Consider the following 21,157-nt stretch of genomic DNA (forward strand, 5'->3'; position numbering starts at 1 on the left):
TCACCCGCGAAGAGGCCGGCCCTGCTGGCCAATTTCCCCCGCCGTTCACTGTTGCCGCCGCTTCCGTATTCGCGGGTAAACCCGCTCCTACGCAGATTGGTGGTGGACACACCTCGGGGGTTGGACACAGGCCGTGTGTAGGAGCGGGTTCACCCGCGAAGAGGCCGGCCCTGCTGGCCAATTTCCCCCGCCGTTCACTGTCGCCGCCGCTACCGTATTCGCGGGTAAACCCGCTCCTACACCTGATCGGGGGTGGACACACACCGGAGTTTGGACACAGGCCGCCGTGTAGGAGCGGGTTTACCCGCGAACACCGGCAGAGCCGGTGCCATTACGCGGCCCCTTGCGATATCAGCCCAGGCAGCGGGTTACGTGCTTGACCGACTGATAGGCTGACAACCCCCAAGGCCCCAGCTCGCGGCCGATCCCGCTGCCCTTGGTGCCCCCCCATGACGTTTCGACGAACACCGCCTGCACCGAGTTGATCCACACATGGCCAACCTCCAGCGCATCGGCCACGCGCTCGGCGCGTTCCAGGTCGGCGGAGCATACTGTAGCCACCAGCCCGAAGCGGCTGTCATTGGCTTCGGCAATGGCCTGTTCCTCGGTGGCAAAGCGCCGTGCGCAGAGCACCGGGCCGAAGATTTCCTCGGTCCACAGGCGGCTGTCTTTCGGCACATCGGTATACAGCGTCGGGCTGACGAACCAGCCTTCACGGTCCAGTGCATGGCCGCCTGCCAGGCACTGCAAACCTTCTTCCCGCGCCGTGGCAAAGTAGCTGGCCACCTTCAACCATTGCGCTTGGCTGGTCAGCGGGCCCATGTCGACCTCTTCGGTCAAAGGATTACCCACCCGCAGGTTTTCCAGTGCCGCCTGCAAGCGCGGAAGCAGTGCATCGGCAATGCCGTCCTGCACCAGTAGCCGCGATGTGGCCGAACACATCTGGCCGGCATTCCAGCTGATGCCGGCAACAATCCATTCCACTGCCTGGTCGACATCGCAATCATCGAACACCACGATGGCCGACTTGCCGCCCAGTTCCAGCGTCACCGGCCGGCACTGCGCCGAAGCGCTGCGCATCACCTGGCTGCCGACGCTGTTGCTACCGGTGAAGGACAACTTGTCCAGGCCGTTGTGATTGCTCAGCGCGGCGCCGGTCTCGGCCTTGCCGTTGACGATGTTCAGCACCCCGGCGGGCAGGCCCAGGGCGTCGGCGATCTGGCCGTAGGCCTGCTCGATCAGCGGGGTGACCTCTGAAGGCTTGAGCACCACGGTGCAACCGGCGGCCAGGGCCGGGGCAAGTTTCCAGGCGCTGGTCACCAACGGGAAGTTCCACGGCACGATCAGGCCGACCACGCCCACCGGTTCAAGGCGGGTGCGGGCGGTGAAACCCGGCGCAGCCAGCGGCACAGTGCGGTTTTTCGATGGCAGTTGCTCGGCCAGCTCGGCGTAATAGCCAAAGGTGGCGATGGCGTCATCCAGGTCGATTTCCGCTTCGTGACGCGGTTTGCCGTTATTGCGCATCTGCAGGGCGACAAGCGCTTCACGGCGTTGCCCGAGCTGTTCGGCAAAACCACGCAGGAAGGCGGCACGTTCACTGGCGCAGGTGCTTTTCCAGGCGGGCAGGGCGCTGCGGGCAGCGGCGACGGCCTGGTCGACCTGGCTCACGCTGGCGGCCATCAGCTCGGCGAACGGTTGCCCCAGCGCAGGGTCGTTGACGCTGATGCAGTCGCTGCCTTGGCCTTCGACCCAATGGCCGGCGATATAGTGGGAAGTGGTCATGGTCGGTTTCCAGTCAGGCCATTTCGGCGGTGGTCACAGGCGTATGCGCGGTGCTTTTGCAACGCACCCATCGCGGGCCCAGGGGGCCATACACGCCAGCAGGTTCAGGGAACAGGTTGAGCAACAGCAGGTACAGCACGCCAGCCAGCCCCAGCGTGACCGGCAGGCTCAGGTCGATGCCGCCCGCCAGGTCACCCAGTGGGCCGACGAACTGCCCCGGCAGGTTGACGAAGCACAGGCCAACCGCCGCGCTGGGGATCCACGCCCCCATGCCGCGCCAGTTCCAGCCGTGCAGGAACCAGTAGTGGCCACCACGCTGGCCGCGGGTGAATACCTGCAGGTCGTCGGCGTGGTAGAAGCCGCGGCGGGTAATCAGGCCAAGGATCATGATCACCATCCACGGGCTGGTGCAGGTAATGATCAGCACGGCAAAGGTCGATACGCTCTGCACAAGGTTGAAGGTGAAGCGGCCAATGAAGATGAAGCCAATCGCCAGCACGCCGATCAGCAGCGTAGCGCCAGCACGGCTGAGCAGGCGCGGGAACACGCTGGACATGTCCAGGCCGGTGCCATACAGCGCGGTGGTGCCGGTGGACATGCCGCCGATCACCGCAATCAGGCATACCGGCAGGAAGAACCAGCTTGGCGCTACCGCCAGCAGGCCGCCGACATAGTTGTTGGCGGCAATGTAGTCCGGCGCCTGGGTGGCGACCAGGGTGGCCGTACACAGGCCGAACAGGAACGGAATCAGCGTCGCCCCCTGTGCCGCGATCACTGCCAGCATGATGCGTGCCTTGGGGGTTTCGCGTGGAATATAGCGTGACCAGTCACCCAGGAAGGCGCCAAACGACACCGGGTTGCTCATGGCCAGGATCGCCGCGCCGACGAACGCGGCCCAGAAGCCTGCCTGGCCAAGGTTTACGTTGCCTGTGTAGCCGGCATCGAAGGGCCCGGCAAAGGCGACGATGCCCAGCAGGAACAGCAGGCTCGAGGCCCAAACGGCAATCTTGTTGACCCACAGCATGAAGCGGAAGCCAAAGATGCATACCACCAGGACCAGCACCGCGAACAAACCATAGGCCAGACCGAGGGTCAGGTCGGTCTCTGGCAGGCCGGCCAGGCGCTTGGCACCACCGACCAACGCATCGCCCGAGCTCCACACCGAGAGCGAGAAAAACGCCACCGCCGTGAGCAGCGACAGGAACGAGCCGACGATGCGCCCGTGTACACCAAAGTGCGCGCCCGATGAAACAGCGTTGTTGGTGCCGTTAAGCGCGCCGAACAGGCCCATCGGTGCAAGGATCAGCGCGCCGATGCCAACGCCAAGCAGAATCGCCCACACACCCGCCTGGAAAGACAACCCGAAAAGCACCGGGAAGCTGCCCAGTACGGCGGTAGCGAAGGTATTGGCACCGCCGAAGATCAGACGGAACAGGTCCAGCGGGGAGGCGTCGCGTTGATCGGCGGGGATCTGTTCGACGCCGTTGGTCTCGATACCGGTCGAGTGGCTCATGGTGGTGCTCCAGCGCGGTTGTTGTAGCCAGCGCAGTGCGCGGGCCTTCTTGTGGGTGCGATGGCAGGGCGGCAGCGCCGCGTAAAGGGTGATCAGGCCGGCGTTACGACCGACAGGTGCTCGTGGCAGGCCAGCCACTGGTCACCATGGCGACGGAAGACGATGGTCTCGCGCTCGCTCAACGGGTGTTCTTGACCGCCGATGCGGATACGCGTGGCCACATCGTGCATGAAAACAGCCACGTCGCCTTGCAGGCTTACATGGGCGTTGCCCGATTCGCAGGCAAGCACGGTAAATCCCTCGGCCTGCCACTGGGCCCAGAGCTCTTCATAGGCGCGACGCGACAGCAGCGGATACGGCAAGGTGTGGAACAGAAAGGTGGCGTCTTCGCTGAAGCAAGCGAAATAGCGGGCGGTGTCGTTGCTGGCGAACGCCGCGACGAGGTCGGCGGCGGCTTGCCGCACTTGAAGTGTCTGGTCCACGGGAGTGGCCTCACGGTTTTTTTGTGATTGTGGTGAAGCGATTCTGGTGGCGGTGGGCGAGGGGAAAAATCGCTGGCGGCAAATAATCAGTTCAGGAATTTGTGAAGTGATGGGGGCATGCCAGTACAGGCAAGCCGACTGACGGTCTCTCCCACCCTCCATCCTTGCCTACGCTGATACTCCCAACCCGCTGAAGCAAGGAGATCCACTGTGACCTTCCAATACAAGCGTCTGGACAAGAACAACGCAGCCGTACTGCTGGTCGACCACCAGACCGGCTTGCTCTCGCTGGTAAGGGACATCGACCCCGACCGCTTCAAGAACAACGTCTTGGCCCTGTCTGACCTGGCCAAATACTTCAAGCTGCCGACCATCCTTACCACCAGTTTCGAGACGGGGCCCAACGGCCCACTGGTGCCGGAACTGAAAGAGCAGTTCCCTGATGCCCCCTACATTGCACGCCCGGGCAACATCAACGCCTGGGACAACGAGGATTTCGTCAAAGCGGTAAAAGCCACCGGCAAGAAGCAGCTGCTGATTGCTGGTGTGGTTACTGAAGTATGCGTGGCCTTCCCGGCCCTGTCGGCATTGGAGGAGGGCTTCGAGGTATTCGTCGTCACCGACGCCTCTGGCACGTTCAACGAACTGACCCGTGACTCGGCCTGGCGACGCATGGAGGCTGCCGGGGCGCAACTGATGACCTGGTTCGGCGTGGCCTGCGAACTGCACCGTGACTGGCGCAACGACATCGAAGGGCTGGGTACTCTGTTCTCCAACCATATCCCGGACTACCGCAACCTGATGACCAGTTACAACAAGCTGGCCAAATAGTGCCTCCCGGGGGCTGCACGACAGCCCCCACATCAATCTGCAAGCGAAGCGGCAAACTGGCATTAATCGACCATACTCACTCTTCATTCGCCTTCAGGAGCGTGTCATGTCGAAGCCGTCCAGGAAGCCCCCCAAAAAACAGCCAGAAAAGCTGGGCGGTAAGGCGTACGAAAAAGCGCTCAAGAACCTGCATGTAGAGTTGGTGAAGCTACAGGAGTGGGTGGTCGCCAAGGGCCTGAAGGTATGCATTGTCTTCGAAGGCCGCGATGGCGCCGGCAAGGGTGGCACCATCAAGGCCATTACCGAGCGTGTCAGCCCGCGGGTGTTCCGTGTGGTGGCGCTGCCCGCACCGACCGAGCGGGAAAAGACCCAGATGTACGTGCAGCGTTACCTGGGCCATCTGCCTGCGGCGGGTGAAGTGGTGATCTTCGATCGCAGCTGGTACAACCGTGCGGGCGTTGAGCGGGTAATGGGCTTTTGCTCTGGCGAGCAAGTGGACAAGTTTCTGACCGGAGTACCCGGGTTCGAAAGGGTCATGGTCGATTCAGGGATCATCCTCATCAAGTACTGGCTTGAAGTCAGCGCCGATGAGCAGACACGGCGCCTGCAGGATCGCATCAACGACGGCCGCAAGCTGTGGAAGTTGTCGCCGATGGACCTCAAGTCGTATAGCCGCTGGGATGAATACACCCAAGCGCGTGACGAAATGTTCCAGGCGTCGGATACCGCTTGGGCACCGTGGTTCATGGCCAACTCCAACGACAAACGTCGCGCCCGGCTGAATATCATCAGCCATCTGCTCAGCCGTATTCCCTACAAGGACATAACCCGCGACCAGCAGGTGAAGCTGCCCAAACGCGGCAAGATCGGCAAGTACAAGGCAGTCGCCTACCCGTTCAAGTTCGTCGAAGAACGCTTCTGAACCCCTCCCAGCAGGGAGCTGCGAAGGTACGAGCTCATGCCACATGACGGCAGCCTGTTGCAGGCGACGGTGGTATTCCTTTTGGCTGTGGTGCTTCTGGTACCGCTGGCGCAGCGTCTGAAAATGGGCGCAGTACCGGGATACCTGTTGGCGGGTATCCTGATTGGTCCGTCGGTGTTTGGCCTGCTCGGCAACCCGGACAACGTGGCGCGGCTGTCGGAAATGGGCGTGGTCATGCTGTTGTTCGTGATTGGCCTGGAGCTGTCCCCAAAGCGTCTGTGGACCATGCGCCGGGCGCTATTTGGCGTCGGCAGCTTGCAAGTGGGGCTGACCGCTGTGCTGCTTGGGCTACTGGCATTCTGGCTGTTCGACCAATCGAAACCAGCCGCCATCGTGCTGGGGCTGGGCCTGGCGCTGTCGTCCACCGCCTTTGGCTTGCAGGTACTGGCCGAGCGCAAGGACCTGGGCAAACCTCATGGCCGCCTGGCCGTTGCCATCCTGCTGTTCCAGGACATTGCCGCCATTCCCTTGATTGCCGTGGTGCCGCTGCTCGGTGGCGATGTCAGCACTGCTGACGAAGGTGCCTGGCCCTTGCTGGCTGTGGTTGTCGGCATTGGTGTGCTGATTGTTTTTGGCCGTTATCTGCTGACCCCGATATTCAAGTGGACGGTGGGTTCGGGCCTGCCTGAACTGTCGACCGCCACGGCCTTGCTGGTCGTGCTGGGCACCGCTTGGTTGATGGAGCATGTGGGTGTGTCGATGGCGCTGGGGGCCTTCCTGGCCGGTGTGCTGATGGCCGAGTCGCCGTTTCGCCACGAACTGGAAACCCAGATCGAACCGATCAAAGGCCTGCTGCTTGGATTGTTCTTCGTTGGCGTAGGTATGAGTGCCGACCTGCGTCTGCTGTTCGGCATGCCGCTGATGGTGTTGGGCCTGACGTTGCTGCTGGTCGCCATCAAGCTGCCCTTGTTGTATGGCCTGGGGCGCACGATGGGTGGGCTCAACAAGGCCCAGGCGCTCTGCCTGGGCGTGGTGCTGGCTTCGGGGGGCGAGTTCGCCTTCGTGGTGTTCAAGCTGGCGCTGGAGCACCAAGTGCTCACGCAAGCGGTACACGACCTGCTGGTGCTGGCCATCATCTTGTCGATGGCGGTGGTGCCTTTGGTCATGATGGCCTTGGCGCGGCAGCTGCGCGATGACAGCCCTGTGCAGGCATCCCCTGAAACGGGGCAGTGAATTGCGCCGTGCTGGTGCATTGAATATCGGGAGATGAATCATGCAGTCGAGTTTCAAGTTGGACAGCGCCCTTTCGCGGGGCTTGCTCGATGTGCTCATCAAGGCCGGTCTGGTGGCAGCCTTGGTGATCTTCGCCTTCCAGGTGTTCCAGCCGTTCCTGGAGTTGATGCTGTGGGCGGTGATTCTGGCGGTCACCTTGTACCCGTTGCATTGCCGCATCCAGAGCCGCACCGGGCTCAAGCAAGGCTATGCGGCGACGCTGGTGGTGCTATTGGTTCTGGTGCTGCTGCTGGTGCCTATCTACCTGGTGGTGATGTCCATCGGCGAATCGGTGGACAGCCTGGTGACGCTACTCAAGAGCGGCGCCTGGAGCGTGCCGGTCCCGCCTGATTCCGTGGCGGCCTGGCCACTGATCGGGCCAAAGGTGCACGCGCTGTGGTTGGCGGCCTCCGAAAACATGGCCAGTGTACTGAATCAGTGGATGCCCCAGATCAAGGGGGCCGGGCTAACGGTGCTGGGCGCTGCGGCGAGCGCCGGTGGGGCCTTCCTTCTGTTCATCGGAGCAATCATCATTTCCGGGGTCATCATGGCCTTTGGTGAACGAGGTGAAATCGCTACCCAACGCATCGCCATGCGGGTTTCAGGCGCAGAGCGCGGTAAACCCTTGGCCACGCTGTGCACGGCCACCATTCGCGCGGTGGCACAAGGGGTGATCGGCATTGCCTTCATCCAGATGTTGCTGATCGGTGTCGGCTTTGTCGTCAAAGGGGTTCCCGGTGCCGGGATGCTGGCCATCGTCATCCTCATGCTGGGCATTGCACAGGCCCCGGCGACGCTGGTGACCTTGCCGGTGATCATTTATGTGTTCAACGCCGAAGGCTTCACGGTGGCGACCATCATTTTTGCCATCTACACCTTCGTCGCCGGCCTTGCCGACAACGTGCTCAAACCGCTGCTGCTGGGGCGCGGGGTTGATGTACCGATGCCGGTGGTACTGATCGGGGCATTAGGTGGCATGGTGGTCAAAGGCATCATCGGCTTGTTTATCGGCCCGGTAATCCTCGGCGTGACGTACGTGCTGTTCTGGCAATGGGTTGCGCTGCAGGTGCCGGAGCAACCGGCACCCCCTGCCGCCTGAGCCATGCCCAACCGCTGCTATGGCCTGGGGCTGCTGATGGTGCTGGCCGGTTGCACTCAGGTTGGTCCGGATTTCGAGAAGCCCCAAGCGCCGTGGCTGGACGGCTGGAGCACGCCAATGCTGGAGCAGGCAGGGCGCAGCGCGGCGGCGCCCGACCTGCGCCAGTGGTGGGCGGTGTTTGCCGACCCGACCCTGGACGCGTTGATAGCCGAGGCCGATGCCAACAACACCAACCTGCGCGTGGCTGGCCTGCGTATCGCTGAAGCCCGTGCCCAGTTGGCCATTGTGCAGACCGGGCGTTATCCGCAGCTGCAGCAACTGAGTGCGCAAAGCCTGTACCTGAAGCAGAATCAGTCTGGTACGCCTTCGGCCCGTGATTCGGTGTTCTGGCAATCCAGCGTGGGCTTCGACATCGGCTGGGAAATTGACTTCTGGGGCCGCTTCAGTCGCGCCATCGAAAGCGCCGATGCCGTCTACTTCGCCTCCCAGGCCAACTACGCCGATGCCATGCTGCTGCTGCGTGCGCAAGTGGCCGACACCTACTTTGCCCTGCGTACCGCCGAAGCGCGGCTGGCGATCGCACAAGAGAACGCCAAGCGCCAGGCGCGTAGCCTGGAGATTACCGAGCGGTTGTTCCGCCACGGCGAAAACGACGAGCTCGACTGGCAGCAGGCGCGTACTCAATACCTGGCGACCCTGGCCACCATTCCCGAGTTCGAGAACCAGCTCAACGCCCTGCGCAACGTACTGTGCTCGCTGCTTGGCCGCCCGCCCGGGCCGCTGCCGCAGCTGGAGGCCGGGCATGGCCAACTGCCCTTGCCCAACCGGGCAGTGTTGCAGGATGTACCTGCCAGCCTGCTGCAGCGCCGCCCGGACATCCGCGCCGCCGAGCAGGCAGTGGCGGCGCAGTCGGCGCTGGTCGGGGTGGCCGAGGCCGATCTTTATCCACAGCTGAGCTTGCTCGGCAGTATCGGCTGGACCTTTCTATCGGCCAATCATCTGCCCGACACCTTCGACCTGGCGGCTGGCCCAAGCCTGATCTGGAACCCGTTCGACTATGGCCGGCGCAAGAACGCCGTACGTGTGGAAGATGCCCGCTTGCAGCAACTGATCGAGTTGTACCAGCAGGGCGTGCGCGAAGCCGCCCGTGAGGCCGACGATGCTGCCAGCGGGCTGGTGCGCTCGCTGCAGAGCGCAACCATTCGCGACCAGGCCTCTCAGGCTGCACAGCGCTCGCTGAATCTGGCCAGCTCGCAGTATCGCGAAGGCTTCGCCGATTTTCAGCGGGTGCTCGATGCTCAGCAACTGCTGTTGCAGCAACAGGACGGCTACCTGGTCAGCCGTGGCAACGCGGTCAGCAGCCTGGTGACGTTGTACAAGGCCCTGGGTGGTGGTTGGGACGCCAGCCGCGCGCCGATCGACCCGGCCACCCGCCAGCAAATGCAGCAACGCACCGACTGGGGCGAGTTGCTTGACGAGCCAGCCCCCACCGCGCATGCACAAGGTGAAACCGAATGAGCGACGCCACGCCCACGCCGCCCCCGTCAGCCCCGGATCGCGGCATGCGCTGGGTGCTGCTGCTGATTGCCGTCAGCCTGCTCTGGTACTTGCTGGCTGACCGCTATACGCCGTACACCCAGCAAGCTCGCCTGCAGGCTTACGTGGTCCCGGTGGCCGCCGAAGTGGCCGGGCAGATCAAGCGTGTGGCCGTAGGCAACAACCAGGAGGTGCGCCAGGGCGATGTGCTGTTCGAACTCGATCAGGAGCAGTACCGCATTGCCTTGGCCCGTGCCGAAGCCGACCTCGATACCGTGCGCCGGCAGATCGGCGCCAGTACCGCTGGTATCGATTCGGCGCAGGCAGCGCTGGTGGCCGCCCAGGCCAACGAACGCAAGGCGCGGCAGGACGCCGAGCGCCTCAAACGGCTGATTGACGAAGACCCCGGTACGGTGTCAGTGCGCCGTCTGGAAGGCGCCCAGGCCACCCGCGACCAGGCCATCAGCCAAGTGGCGGCGGCCCGTGCCGAGGTGGAGCGCGCCCGTGAGCAGCAGGGCGGGGCACAGGAAGACAACGCCCAGCTGCGCAGTGCTGCGGCCAATGTGGAAAAGGCCCGCCTGGACCTTGCCCGTACCGTGGTGCGTGCCGACGCAAACGGGCTGATCACCGACCTGCGCACAGACGTTGGCCACTATGTCGGGGCGGGCAGCCCGATGATGACCCTGATCAGTATCCATGACGTGTGGATAAGTGCCGACATGACCGAGAACAACCTCGGTCGTTTGCGCCCTGAAACCCCGGTGCTGGTGGTGCTGGATGCGCTACCGGGCACTGTGTTGAAAGGGCGTATACGCAGCATTGGCTATGGCGTGAGCGTGGGCCAGAGCACGCCGCCGGGTACGCTGCCGACCGTGCAGAATAGCCGCGAGTGGCTGCGTTCGGCGCAGCGCTTTCCGGTGATTGTCGAACTGGAGCGCGATCAGCTTCAGGACAAGACCGTGCTGCGGGTCGGTGGTCAGGCCGAGGTCATGGCCCTGCCCAGCGAAGGCAACCCACTGAACCTGCTGGGCCGGTTGTTCATGTGGCTGATGAGCTGGCTGTCGTATGCCTATTGAATTGCGCCGCCTGCGGGCACTGCGCCTGGCCTGGGGCGTGGCGCTGTGCCTGGCGGTGAGCTTTGGTATCGGCTTGCCGGTGCCGATCCTGGCGCCGGTGTTTGCGGTGCTGTTGCTGGCCATGCGCAGTCAGCCATTGCCCCTGCGTGCAGCACCGGCCCTGGCGCTACTGGTGCTGCTCGCTTGCGGCAGCGGGTTGCTGCTGATTCCGCTGTTGCGTCATGCTCCGTTGGCCGGGGTGTTACTGGTTGGGGTGGGTGTTTTCCTGACCTTGCGCTATGCGCTGAAGGGCGGCAACGGCCTGCTGGCCAACCTGCTGGTGGTCGGCCTGACCATGATCGCCGCTGCCGGCACCAGTGACTTCACCCTGGCATTGTCGGTGGTTGAAGCGCTGGCCAAAGGCATGCTGCTGGCAGTGCTGGGCACGTCGGTGGCGCATACGTTGTTCCCAGAACCTGCCAATGCGCCAGCACCGCCGGTGCCGCCGCTGCTGGGCAGCGAGCATGTCAGCTGGGTGGCGCTGCGTGCCACGTTGATCGTGATGCCGGCCTTTCTGCTGGCATTGATCGCCCCTGATCAGTACATGCCGTTGATCATGAAGGCCGTGAGTGTGGGGCAACAAGCAGGCGAAACCCGCGCGCGGCACGCCAGCCGCGAGCTGATCGGTTCAACCTTGCTTGCCGGGGTGTTGGCGATAGCGCTGTGGGTAGCGCTGAGCCTGTTCGTTCATCTGTGGATGTTCTTCTTGTGGGTACTGCTGTTCGCCCTTTGGCAGGCTCGGCGCCTGTACCAGGCGGTGCTGAGCCGGCAGAGCCCGGCGTACTGGGTCAGTTGCCTGACGACCATGCTGATCTTGCTGGGGCAGTCGGTGCAGGACAGTGCTGCCGGGCAGGATGTGTACAAGGCATTTGCGGTGCGTATGGCGCTGTTTCTGGCGGTATCGGTGTATGCCAGCGGCATGTTGATCTGGATTGACCGGCTTCGGAGTCGGCGCGGGCTTCTTCGCAGTTAAGCCCGCTCCCCCAGGCAATTCAGGGCTGCCAATCAACCCCACTCTCTTCCAGATAGGCATCCACCGCGGCGCCCACCGTCGGATGAAAGGCCTTCTCCCCCATGTGTTCGAACAACTCGAACTGGCGCATCTTGTCCTTCACCGGGTCCTTCATTTCGGCGAACTGCAACTCCACCCCCCGCGCCTCCAATGCCCGGTCCAGCTCGGCCAGCATGTCCGCCGAAGTGATATCGATACTGGTCACAGGCTCAGCGGCAATTACCACCCGCTGCACAGGCGTTGGCGACGCGTCCACCGCCGCCATCACTGTGTTCTGGAACTGCTCGGCGTTGGCAAAGAACAACGGCGCGTCCCAGCGCAGCAGCACCAGCCCTGGAATACGCCGGGCCTGTGGATAACGCTGTATGTCATGGTAGCCGCGCAGCCCATCGGCCCGGCCGAGCACTGCGTAATGCGGCCGCCAGCCGTCCCACAGGAACTCGATCACCGACACCGCCACTGCAATGCAGATACCAGGAATGGCACCGAACACCGCCACGCCGACAAAGCAGGTGAACGACAGCCAGAACTCCCACTGCTGCATGCGGAAGATACGCTTGAGGTCGGCAAATTCGAACAGCCCCAGTGCAGCGGCAATCACCACCGCAGCCAAAGCGCTGTTAGGCAGGTGCTGCATCAGATTGGGCGCTACCAGCAGCAACAGGGTCACCGCCAGGGCGCCGATGATGCCGGTGAGCTGGGTCTGCGAGCCGGCAGCTTCGGCCACTGGGGTGCGCGACGAACTGCTGCTGATCGGGATGCCCTGGAACAGCCCCGAGGCCACGTTGGCCACGCCCAGGCCGAACATTTCCTGGTTGGGGTTTACCCGCATCTTGAGGCGCGCGGCATAGGAGCGTGACAGCACACTGGTGTCGGCGAACGACACCAGCGCCACTGCAATCCCGCCCAGTAGCACCTCGACCAGGTCAATGTCGCTGACCCAGGGGAAGACGAAGGCGGGCAGGCCCTGGGGCAATTGCCCGAGTACCTTGACGCCCATCTGATCGAGGTTGAACACGCTCACTGCCAGCGTCGCCAGTACCACGGCGATCAGGATGCCCGGCAGGCGCTTGAACGGTTTGAGCAGCAGAATCAGCGCCAGGCTACCGGCACCCACGACAAAGCTTGGCCAGTGCCCTTGGCCGGCGTATAGCGCCTGGCCCAAGTACCAAAGGTCGCGCAAGGGGCCTTCGCTGTCGACTTTGATGCCGAACAGCTTGGGCAACTGGCTGATCAATACGGTCAGGGCGATGCCGTTCATGTACCCATAGCGGATGGGCTTGGACAGCAACTCGGTGATGAAGCCCAGGCGCAGCAGCCCGGCAATCACACAGAACGCCCCGGCGACCAGCGCCATCATGCTGGCGATGGCGATCGCCCGCTGCGGGTCGCTGGCGGCGTATTGCACCACCACAGCCAGGATAGGCGCGGCCAGCGCCGAGTCCGGGCCCAGCACCAGGATACGGCTGGGACCGAACAGGGCATAGGCCAGCAGGGGGATGATGGTGGCGTACAGGCCATAGATGCCGGGGACGCCGGAAGCCTCGGCGTAGGCGATGCCCACAGGCACCAGCATGGTGGTGAGCACCAGGCCGGCGGCGATGTCCTTGGGTAGCCAGGCTGCCTTGTAGTGGAGCAGGGTGACCAGGCCGGGGAGCCAGCGTTGCCAGTCGAAACGAGTGGGTTGGGGCATGGTGTCGGCTCTGGGCGAGAAGGGCGCTGAACCTCAGCTTAGATGCTGAAGGCGGGGGCCGCTTTGCGGCCTGGCACGACACAAGGCCGCCCCTGCCAAGGGCGCGCATGTCTGGGCAAAACAAAACCCCTTGAAGCGCAAGCCTCAAGGGGTTTGTGTGTGCTGCAGGTTACCGCTTAGACGTTGAAGCGGAAGTGCATCACGTCGCCGTCTTTGACGATGTAGTCTTTGCCTTCCAGACGCCACTTACCGGCTTCCTTGGCACCGGCTTCACCCTTGAACTGGATGAAGTCGTCATAGGCCACCACTTCAGCGCGGATGAAGCCTTTTTCGAAGTCGGTGTGGATAACGCCGGCTGCCTGCGGGGCAGTGGCTCCGACGCGAACGGTCCAGGCGCGTACTTCCTGCACGCCGGCAGTGAAGTAGGTCTGCAGGTTCAGCAGCTCGTAACCGGCGCGGATCACGCGGTTCAGGCCAGGCTCTTCCAGGCCCAGGGCCTCGAGGAACATGTCCTTTTCTTCACCGTCTTCCAGCTCGGCGATTTCCGCTTCGATCTTGTTGCACACCGGCACCACTACCGCGCCTTCTTCCTCGGCAATGGCCTTGACCACGTCCAGGTGCGGGTTGTTGTCGAAGCCGTCTTCGGCCACGTTGGCGATGTACATCACCGGTTTGCTGGTCAGCAGGTGGAAGCCACGGATGACGGCCTTTTCGTCGTCAGCCATGTGCTTCATCAGGCTGCGCGCAGGCTTGCCTTCGGTGAAGTGCGGGATCAGCTTTTCCAGAATGGCCTTTTGCGCCAAGGCATCCTTGTCGCCGCCCTTGGCATTGCGGGCTACCTTCTGCAGTTGCTTTTCGCAGCTGTCGAGGTCGGCGAAGATCAGTTCGAGGTCGATGATCTCGATGTCACGCTTGGGGTCGACGCTGTTGGAAACGTGGATCACGTTCTCGTCTTCGAAGCAGCGCACCACGTGGGCAATGGCGTCGGTCTCGCGGATGTTGGCGAGGAACTTGTTGCCCAGGCCTTCGCCTTTCGAGGCACCGGCAACCAGGCCGGCGATGTCGACGAATTCCATGGTGGTCGGCAGGATGCGGTTTGGCTTGACGATTTCAGCCAGCGCAGCCAGGCGAGCGTCGGGCATAGGCACGATGCCGCTGTTCGGCTCGATGGTGCAGAAAGGGAAATTCTCCGCCGCGATGCCAGACTTGGTCAGGGCGTTGAACAGGGTGGACTTGCCGACGTTGGGCAGGCCGACGATGCCGCAATTGAAACCCATGGGTATTCCCCTCTCTAAAGGAAATCAGGCCTTCTGGCTGTGCAGCTCGCGCATCGCCTTGGCGAAGTCGCCGGCAAGCACGTCCGGCAGCACGCCGAGGGCAAAATCGATGCTGGCGTCGAGCTTCTCCTGCTCGGCGCGCGGCGCGCGGCCCAGGACGAAGTTGGATACCAGTTTGGCGTCACCCGGGTGGCCGATGCCAAGCCGCAGGCGGTGGAAGTCGTTCTGGTTGCCGAGCTGCGCGATGATGTCGCGCAGGCCGTTGTGCCCACCATGGCCGCCGCCGCGCTTGAGCTTGGCAACGCCCGGGGGCAGATCGAGTTCGTCGTGTGCCACCAGTATCGCTTCCGGCTTTATTCGGAAGAAATTGGCCAAGGCCGCTACGGACTGGCCGCTGCGGTTCATGTAGGTGGTGGGGATCAACAAACGAACGTCGTTGCCCTGATGGCTGAATTTAGCCGTCAGGCCGAAATACTTTTTGTCAGCGGTCAGCGAAACACGCTGGGCGCTGGCAAGGCGTTCAACGAAAAGAGCCCCTGCGTTATGCCGGGTCTGTTCGTATTCGGGGCCGGGGTTACCCAGGCCAACGATCAACTGGATGGCGGTCACGTCAGGGGCTCTTCCTTGGAGTTGGTGGGTTACAGTGCGCGCGGCACTGTAACCCGATCAACGCCGGCGTGCGAGTGGATTACTCGGCAGCGCCTTCTGCTTCTGGAGCAACGCGTGGAGCGTGAACGTTGGCAACAGCTTTGTCATCACCGTGGGCCAGAGCGACGAACTCTACGCCTTTCGGAGCTTTCAGGTCCGACAGGTGGATGATGGTGCCGATTTCGGCGTTGCCCAGGTCAACTTCGATGAACTCAGGCAGGTCTTTGGCTTCGCAGGAAACTTCGATCTCGGACTCAACGTGGGAGATCTCGCCGCCTTTCTTGACCGGGGCTTCTTCGTTGATGAAGTGAACCGGAACCTTGGCGGTCAGCTTCTGGCCAGCAACGACGCGAACGAAGTCAGCGTGCATGATGAACTGCTTGGCTGGGTGGCGCTGCATGGCCTTGATGATGACGTTCTGCTTAACACCGTCAACGTTCAGTTCGATAACGTGGCTGAAGGCAGCTTCGTTTTCGAACAGCTTGGTGATTTCCTTGGCCAGGATGGTCAGGGATTGAGCTTCTTTATCACCACCGTAGACAACGGCTGGGATGCTCAGCGAGTGACGCAGGCGGCGGCTCGCACCTTTCCCCAGGTCAGTACGCGCTTGGGCGTTCAGAATAAAATCAGTCATTTTGTTTCTCCAAAATAGCCCCCCGAGGGCGTTTGCGACCAGCGCCAACGGGGATGGCAAAAAAGCCCCGCCCCAACACAGGTTGGGGCGGGGCGCTTCACATCAACACGTGTCCCGCTTAGCGGAACATCGCGCTGATCGATTCTTCGTTGCTGATGCGGCGTACCGCTTCAGCGACAACCGGTGCGATATCCAGCTGGCGGATACGATCACAGGCTTGAGCAGCGGCGGACAGCGGAACGGTGTTGGTCACCACCAGCTCGTCCAGTACCGACTTCTCGATGTTCTCGATTGCGCGGCCCGACAGAACAGGGTGCGTGCAATAGGCGTAAACCTTGGCAGCGCCGTGCTCTTTCAGGGCCTTGGCCGCGTGGCACAGGGTGCCGGCGGTGTCGACCATGTCGTCTACCAGGATGCAGGTGCGCCCTTCGACGTCGCCGATGATGTGCATAACCTCGGAGTGGTTAGCCTTTTCGCGGCGTTTGTCGATGATACCCAGATCGACGCCCAGGGACTTGGCGACAGCGCGTGCGCGCACGACACCACCGATGTCCGGGGAGACGATCATCAGGTTCTCGAAACGCTGGTCTTCGATGTCGTCAACCAGTACGGGCGAGCCGTAGATGTTGTCGACGGGGATATCGAAGAAGCCTTGGATCTGGTCAGCGTGCAGGTCGACGGTGAGTACACGGTCGATACCTACGACAGTGAGCATGTCAGCAACGACTTTGGCGCTGATGGCTACACGTGCCGAACGCGGACGGCGGTCCTGGCGGGCATATCCGAAGTAGGGAATCACGGCGGTGATTCGGGATGCTGAGGAGCGGCGGAAGGCGTCGGCCATCACTACCAGTTCCATCAGGTTATCGTTGGTCGGGGCGCAGGTCGGCTGAATAATGAAAACGTCTTTACCGCGAACATTTTCATTGATCTCAGTACTGATCTCGCCGTCGGAGAATTTACCGACAGAGACGTCACCGAGAGGGATATGCAGCTGACGTACGACACGCCGAGCCAGATCGGGGTTAGCGTTCCCCGTAAAGACCATCATCTTGGACACGCGCAGTACCTGAAGGCTGAGGGTATACCTGGATGAGTATAAGGAAAATGGCAGGGGCGGCTGGATTCGAACCAACGCATGGCAGGATCAAAACCTGCTGCCTTACCGCTTGGCGACGCCCCTGTATCTGTTGCTGCGAACGCTCATGCGCTCGACTTCTTGACCAGACTTTGCAGCTTGCGATGCAACATCGAAATATTGCTTCCTTTCGCCACAAACCCTGTTTGGGTCGCTGAAAGAAGGGCCAGAACTTTATCAGCTTCGGCTTTGCTTGGGAAGGCCCCAAACACACAACTTCCAGTGCCGGTTAGTCGAGCCTCAGTGAATTTTCCCAGTGAATTCAACGCATTGCGAACTTCTGGGTAATTCTGCTCTACCACCGGTTGGCAGTCATTTCGACTGTTTCCCTCGGGAACGGGGCGCATCTTAAGGGGGAGAGAATCACGTGTCAACTGCGGATGTGAAAAAATTTCTACTGTGCTGACAGACACTTGCGGCACCAGCACGACATACCAGGGTTCGATCGGGTCGACCGGGGTCAGTTGTTCGCCTACGCCTTGCGCGAATGCTGCGTGGCCGCGTACGAACACCGGCACATCGGCGCCCAGGCGCAGACCCAGTGCGGCCAGGCGGTCTTCGTCCCAGTCCAGTTGCCACAGGTGGGCGAGGGCCAGCAGGGTGGTCGCGGCGTCCGAGCTACCGCCGCCGATACCACCGCCCATGGGCAGTAACTTGGTCAGCCAGATGTCGGCACCTAGGGTGGTGCCCGATTGCGCCTGCAACATACGTGCGGCCCGCACGATCAGGTTGCTGTCGTGGGGGACTGCCTCGATCTCGGTGTGCAAGCGGATCACGCCATCGTCACGCAGGGCGAAGCTCAGTTCGTCGCCGTGGTCGAGAAACTGGAACACCGTTTCCAGCTCGTGGTAACCGTCTGCGCGGCGGCCGATGATGTGCAGCCACAGGTTGAGCTTGGCCGGGGCGGGCAGGGTGAGCTTTTGCATGTGATCAATGCCCCAGCTGGCGCGGCTGCCAGTCCTTGACCACCAGGGTCACGTCCAGGTCCTTGCCGTGCAGCTTCAGGCGCTCGGGCAACCAGTAGCCGTTCTGTTCGGTGTAGCTCAGGTACTGCACCTGCCAGCCATCCTGGTCGAGGCTGGCCAGGCGGCTGTCGCCATCCAGGGTCAGCTTGCTCTTGCTGTCGGGGGCGGGCAGGCCGCGCACCCACCAGACCAGGTGCGAAACCGGCAGCTGCCAGCCCAGTTGTTCTTCCAGCAGGGCTTCCGGGCTGGTGGCTTCGTAGCGGCCCTGGTTGGCCACTTCCAGCACCACGCCACCCGGGCGGCCGGTAAGGCGCGCGGCGCCACGGCCCAGCGGGCCGGCCAGGCGAATGTCGTAATAGTCCTGGCGTTGCAGCCAGAACAGCGTACCGCTGCCGGAATCGCGCGGGGCGCGGATGCCGACCTTGCCGTTGATCTGCCAGCCATCGAGGCTGCTCAGCTGCGCTTTGTGGGCGCGCCACTGTTGCGGGTCGCCGTGGCCCTGCAGGGCCTCACGGCTACCGAAGCCGGCGCAGCCGGCCAGCAGGGCGATCAAGGTAAAGGTGATGCAATGGCGCAGGAACATGGCGTTAAAGAGTCTCGGATCCGGTCAGGCGCAAGAGGGTCTTGCGCAGGATAGGGCTGTCGGCCTGGGCTTCGAAGCCCTTGGCCCATACCTGGCGGGCTTCGCGGCGCTTGCCGTTGGCCCACAGCACTTCGCCCAGGTGGGCGGCCACTTCGTGGTCGGGGAAGTTGGCAAAGGCCTGGCGCAGGTAGGTTTCAGCTGCGTCGAGGTTGCCCAGGCGATAGTTGACCCAACCCAGGCTGTCGAGCACTGCCGGGTCATCGGGGGTCAGCTGGTGGGCTTTGTCGATCAGCGCCTTGGCTTCGGCATAGCGGGTGGTGCGGTCGGCCAGTGTGTAGCCAAGGGCGTTCAGGGCCATGGCGTTTTCTGGCTCGCGGGCGATGATGGCGCGCAGGTCTTTTTCCATCTGCGTCAAATCGTTGCGCTTCTCGGCCAGCATGGCGCGGGTGTAAAGCAGGTTGAGGTCGTCCGGGTAGCGCTGGATGGCTTGTTGCAGCACCTGGTTGGCCTGGGCGTCCTTGTTGTTGTTGCTGTAGCTTTCCGATTCGATCAGGAATAGCTGGATGGCGTAGTCTGGCTGGGCTTCGCGCGCGTCGGCGAGCAGGCGCGAGGCCTCGGTGCCGCGGCCGTTGGCGATCAGGATGTCGGCCTGGCGCAGTTGTGCCGGCAGGTAGTCTGGGCCCGGGCCGACCAGGGCGTATTCACGCAGAGCGCCAGCAGGGTCGTGGCGCTCCTCGTGGATGCGGCCCAGGTTCAGGTGCGCGGCGTCAACGTAGCTGTCGCGCTCGACCAGCTCCTGCAAGTAGCCTTCGGCTTCATCCCAATCTTTGTTCTCCAGGCACACCAGCGCCAGCGAGTAGCGCAATTCGTCATCATCGGGGTATTGCTGGACCAGGCTGATGAACTCGCCTTTGGCATCGGCGATACGGTCCTGTTCGACCAGGGTGCGAGCGTAAGTCAGGCGCAGGCGTTTGTCGTCCGGGTTGTCGCGAATCGCCCCGCGCAGCAGTGGCAGGGCTTCCGGACCACGGTCCAGGGCCTGCAGCAGACGGGCGCGCAGCAGGATCGGGGCGACTTCGCCGTTTTGTGCCGGGTGCGACTCGAGCAGTTCAAGGGCTTCTTCGGTCTTGCCGTCCTGGTTCAGCAGCAGGGCCTTGCCGAATATCAGCTGGCCGTTGTCGGGGTATTTCACCAGCAGGCGTTCGAAACTGTGTAGCAGGCCGTCGCGGGTGCTCTGGTCGGTTTCGGCTGCGGACAGGGCGAGGAAGTCGAAGTGGGTGTCGCCCTGGCCCTGCAGTACCTTTTCCATGTAGGTCATGGACTCGTCATAGCGACCGGCGCGGGCCAGCTGGATGGCGGCGGCGCGCTGGGCGTCGAGGTTCTGCGGGTCGTTGCGCGCCCAGACCAGCGCATTCTCCAGTGACGGCTCGTCGGCGCCGAGGTACTCGGCAATGCGGTAGGCGCGCTCGGAAACTGCTGGGTCCTGGGTTTTTGCCGCCTGATCGGTGTAGTTGGCCAGGGCAATGTCGAAACGGTTGCGCTGGCCGGCCAGCTCTGCCACCAACAGGCTATAGAGTGTGTCCTGCTTGAACGAGCCATACACCACGGGCTTTTCCGCCTCGCCCTTGCCAGCTTCGGCGACGGGAGGCTCGGCCTTTTGCGGGGCCAGGCTTTGGCAGCCCTGGAGCAGGGCGAAGGCAAGCAGCAATGCGTATGGTTTGTTCATAGAAAGGCTTATAGGAGGACTCACCGGCGGTCGGAGCATGATGACACAAGCGCGGAGGCAAACCCACCTGCGAAGGTATGAAGCTACGCTTAGCCTATGCAGACCGCACTGCGCGCGCAGGGTTCGCCCCAGGCTGGCCACGATGCCCAGCGTTCGTGCTGTTGTTCTGCTTCTGCTTCTAAGCGTGCGATAGTTCAGGCAACGCAGATTGCGACTTCAGGAGGCCGAGAGCTAGCCCGGAGCGCAGGGGCCGGATGATGGGATCCGGACGGTTTTTGGTTCCTTTTTGCCACACTACGACCAAAGTAACCCGCCGGAAGGGCGGAAAGGAGAATAGGCGCCTACATCGTGAATGAATGTCTACTTGATGTGAAAGCGCACAACCCAAAGGCCCAAAAGCTCAAAAGCTCAAAGCTTAAGCGCTGGTTCTGATCGGGCGTACAGTCCGTTTGCGATGTCGACGCCGACTCACCTTTCCGCCCTTACGGCGGGTCCCTTTTTGTCGTGGCAAAAAGGGACCAAAAACCGTCGGCTCCCATCATCCGGCCCCTACGCTGCGCTCCGGGGTCCCCTCGCTCCGGCCTTGCTCCCGGGAGCACGCGCTGCAGGCCCCATCCATGGGGCCTCAGCGCTTGACGGGCATCCATGCCCGTCATCTCCCTCCGCAATGCCTCCACTCGGCCTCCTGAAGTCGCAATCTGCGTCGCCTGGACTACCGCGCGCTTAGAAGCAAGATCAAAAGCGAGAAGCGAATTCGGTGATCGGCCGGCACCGCCGATGCATTCGGTGAGGTTCTGCCCAGTCATCTGGATAAGGATACGCCGGCATGGCTGCCCTCGGCCTGGTGTACCTGGAAGAACGTCGTTGCTCTTGCTCTTGCTCTTGCTCTTGCTCTTGCTTTGGCTTTTGCTTCTAAGCGCGCGGTAGGC

18 protein-coding genes and 1 tRNA gene are annotated in these 21,157 nt (G+C 62.6%); 7 read left to right on the plus strand and 12 right to left on the minus strand.

Annotated elements, in window-relative coordinates; genetic code table 11:
• Nucleotides 1-351: 351 nt before the first annotated feature.
• From N5D53_RS25680 to N5D53_RS25690, 3 genes are all read right to left on the minus strand, one after another.
• On the minus strand, nt 352-1,782 hold the full coding sequence (locus N5D53_RS25680) for an aldehyde dehydrogenase family protein (RefSeq protein WP_003247427.1): 1,431 nt from the start codon (nt 1,780-1,782) through the stop codon (nt 352-354).
• A 13-nt stretch (nt 1,783-1,795) separates the two neighbouring features.
• On the minus strand, nt 1,796-3,295 hold the full coding sequence (locus tag N5D53_RS25685) for a cytosine permease (RefSeq protein ID WP_104960767.1): 1,500 nt from the start codon (nt 3,293-3,295) through the stop codon (nt 1,796-1,798).
• Nucleotides 3,296-3,387: 92 nt separating this feature from the next.
• Nucleotides 3,388-3,777, minus strand: coding sequence for a nuclear transport factor 2 family protein (locus tag N5D53_RS25690; RefSeq protein WP_190869700.1), 390 nt, complete (start codon nt 3,775-3,777; stop codon nt 3,388-3,390).
• A 210-nt stretch (nt 3,778-3,987) separates the two neighbouring features.
• Here N5D53_RS25690 and ycaC point away from each other — a divergent pair, with 210 nt between their 5' ends.
• From ycaC to N5D53_RS25725, 7 genes are all read left to right on the plus strand, one after another.
• Nucleotides 3,988-4,608 carry an isochorismate family cysteine hydrolase YcaC gene (gene ycaC / locus N5D53_RS25695; protein ID WP_003247424.1) on the plus strand — a complete coding sequence of 207 codons (621 nt, stop codon included), beginning with the start codon at nt 3,988-3,990 and terminating at the stop codon, nt 4,606-4,608.
• A gap of 106 nt (nt 4,609-4,714) precedes the next feature.
• On the plus strand, nt 4,715-5,530 hold the full coding sequence (gene ppk2 / locus N5D53_RS25700; RefSeq protein WP_010951960.1) for a polyphosphate kinase 2: 816 nt from the start codon (nt 4,715-4,717) through the stop codon (nt 5,528-5,530).
• A gap of 36 nt (nt 5,531-5,566) precedes the next feature.
• Nucleotides 5,567-6,763, plus strand: coding sequence for a monovalent cation:proton antiporter-2 (CPA2) family protein (locus N5D53_RS25705; protein ID WP_279841031.1), 1,197 nt, complete (start codon nt 5,567-5,569; stop codon nt 6,761-6,763).
• A gap of 40 nt (nt 6,764-6,803) precedes the next feature.
• The gene (locus tag N5D53_RS25710; RefSeq protein ID WP_190869699.1) at nt 6,804-7,901 is read left to right on the plus strand and encodes an AI-2E family transporter; all 1,098 of its coding nucleotides are present in this window, start codon (nt 6,804-6,806) and stop codon (nt 7,899-7,901) included.
• A 3-nt stretch (nt 7,902-7,904) separates the two neighbouring features.
• Nucleotides 7,905-9,419: a TolC family protein gene (locus N5D53_RS25715; RefSeq protein ID WP_190869698.1), complete on the plus strand. Its 1,515-nt coding sequence runs from the start codon at nt 7,905-7,907 to the stop codon at nt 9,417-9,419.
• Nucleotides 9,416-10,513 (plus strand): HlyD family secretion protein, encoded by a 1,098-nt coding sequence (locus N5D53_RS25720; RefSeq protein ID WP_020190535.1) that lies wholly within the window; start codon nt 9,416-9,418, stop codon nt 10,511-10,513. Before N5D53_RS25715 ends, N5D53_RS25720 begins: the two co-directional genes overlap by 4 nt.
• Nucleotides 10,503-11,525 (plus strand): DUF2955 domain-containing protein, encoded by a 1,023-nt coding sequence (locus tag N5D53_RS25725; RefSeq protein ID WP_104960770.1) that lies wholly within the window; start codon nt 10,503-10,505, stop codon nt 11,523-11,525. The genes N5D53_RS25720 and N5D53_RS25725 overlap by 11 nt, the downstream gene beginning before the upstream one ends.
• A gap of 19 nt (nt 11,526-11,544) precedes the next feature.
• Here the strand turns inward: N5D53_RS25725 and sulP are convergent, their stop codons facing one another.
• The 9 genes from sulP to N5D53_RS25770 all read right to left on the minus strand — a co-directional run bounded on the left by sulP (nt 11,545) and on the right by N5D53_RS25770 (nt 20,228).
• Nucleotides 11,545-13,257 carry a sulfate permease gene (gene sulP, locus N5D53_RS25730; protein WP_104960771.1) on the minus strand — a complete coding sequence of 571 codons (1,713 nt, stop codon included), beginning with the start codon at nt 13,255-13,257 and terminating at the stop codon, nt 11,545-11,547.
• 176 nt (nt 13,258-13,433) lie between these two features.
• Entirely contained in the window at nt 13,434-14,534 is a 1,101-nt protein-coding gene (gene ychF / locus N5D53_RS25735) for a redox-regulated ATPase YchF (protein ID WP_003247414.1), read from the minus strand.
• A 24-nt stretch (nt 14,535-14,558) separates the two neighbouring features.
• Nucleotides 14,559-15,143, minus strand: coding sequence for an aminoacyl-tRNA hydrolase (gene pth, locus N5D53_RS25740; RefSeq protein WP_003247413.1), 585 nt, complete (start codon nt 15,141-15,143; stop codon nt 14,559-14,561).
• Nucleotides 15,144-15,222: 79 nt separating this feature from the next.
• Nucleotides 15,223-15,816 (minus strand): 50S ribosomal protein L25/general stress protein Ctc, encoded by a 594-nt coding sequence (locus tag N5D53_RS25745; RefSeq protein WP_003247411.1) that lies wholly within the window; start codon nt 15,814-15,816, stop codon nt 15,223-15,225.
• A gap of 118 nt (nt 15,817-15,934) precedes the next feature.
• A complete protein-coding gene (locus N5D53_RS25750) occupies nt 15,935-16,876 on the minus strand; it encodes a ribose-phosphate pyrophosphokinase (protein WP_003247410.1) in 942 nt (313 codons plus the stop codon).
• Between the two features lie 48 nt (nt 16,877-16,924).
• Nucleotides 16,925-16,999 (minus strand) — tRNA-Gln (locus N5D53_RS25755).
• 20 nt (nt 17,000-17,019) lie between these two features.
• The gene (ispE, locus tag N5D53_RS25760; protein WP_190869697.1) at nt 17,020-17,880 is read right to left on the minus strand and encodes a 4-(cytidine 5'-diphospho)-2-C-methyl-D-erythritol kinase; all 861 of its coding nucleotides are present in this window, start codon (nt 17,878-17,880) and stop codon (nt 17,020-17,022) included.
• A gap of 4 nt (nt 17,881-17,884) precedes the next feature.
• A complete protein-coding gene (gene lolB, locus N5D53_RS25765) occupies nt 17,885-18,502 on the minus strand; it encodes a lipoprotein insertase outer membrane protein LolB (RefSeq protein WP_010951969.1) in 618 nt (205 codons plus the stop codon).
• A gap of 4 nt (nt 18,503-18,506) precedes the next feature.
• A complete protein-coding gene (locus N5D53_RS25770; protein WP_104960772.1) occupies nt 18,507-20,228 on the minus strand; it encodes a tetratricopeptide repeat protein in 1,722 nt (573 codons plus the stop codon).
• Nucleotides 20,229-21,157: the final 929 nt, after the last annotated feature.

Source organism: Pseudomonas sp. GD03862 (assembly GCF_029840855.1).
Classification (GTDB): domain Bacteria; phylum Pseudomonadota; class Gammaproteobacteria; order Pseudomonadales; family Pseudomonadaceae; genus Aquipseudomonas; species Aquipseudomonas alloputida.

Bases quoted from the DNA above. Each gene is read 5' to 3' on its own strand.
- N5D53_RS25680 (WP_003247427.1), bottom strand. From the start codon at position 1,782: ATGACCACTTCCCACTATATCGCCGGCCATTGGGTCGAAGGCCAAGGC.
- N5D53_RS25685 (WP_104960767.1), bottom strand. From the start codon at position 3,295: ATGAGCCACTCGACCGGTATCGAGACCAACGGCGTCGAACAGATCCCC.
- ppk2 (WP_010951960.1), top strand. From the start codon at position 4,715: ATGTCGAAGCCGTCCAGGAAGCCCCCCAAAAAACAGCCAGAAAAGCTG.
- N5D53_RS25705 (WP_279841031.1), top strand. From the start codon at position 5,567: ATGCCACATGACGGCAGCCTGTTGCAGGCGACGGTGGTATTCCTTTTG.
- N5D53_RS25710 (WP_190869699.1), top strand. From the start codon at position 6,804: ATGCAGTCGAGTTTCAAGTTGGACAGCGCCCTTTCGCGGGGCTTGCTC.
- N5D53_RS25715 (WP_190869698.1), top strand. From the start codon at position 7,905: ATGCCCAACCGCTGCTATGGCCTGGGGCTGCTGATGGTGCTGGCCGGT.
- N5D53_RS25720 (WP_020190535.1), top strand. From the start codon at position 9,416: ATGAGCGACGCCACGCCCACGCCGCCCCCGTCAGCCCCGGATCGCGGC.
- N5D53_RS25725 (WP_104960770.1), top strand. From the start codon at position 10,503: ATGCCTATTGAATTGCGCCGCCTGCGGGCACTGCGCCTGGCCTGGGGC.
- sulP (WP_104960771.1), bottom strand. From the start codon at position 13,257: ATGCCCCAACCCACTCGTTTCGACTGGCAACGCTGGCTCCCCGGCCTG.
- ychF (WP_003247414.1), bottom strand. From the start codon at position 14,534: ATGGGTTTCAATTGCGGCATCGTCGGCCTGCCCAACGTCGGCAAGTCC.
- N5D53_RS25745 (WP_003247411.1), bottom strand. From the start codon at position 15,816: ATGACTGATTTTATTCTGAACGCCCAAGCGCGTACTGACCTGGGGAAA.
- ispE (WP_190869697.1), bottom strand. From the start codon at position 17,880: ATGCAAAAGCTCACCCTGCCCGCCCCGGCCAAGCTCAACCTGTGGCTG.
- lolB (WP_010951969.1), bottom strand. From the start codon at position 18,502: ATGTTCCTGCGCCATTGCATCACCTTTACCTTGATCGCCCTGCTGGCC.
- N5D53_RS25770 (WP_104960772.1), bottom strand. From the start codon at position 20,228: ATGAACAAACCATACGCATTGCTGCTTGCCTTCGCCCTGCTCCAGGGC.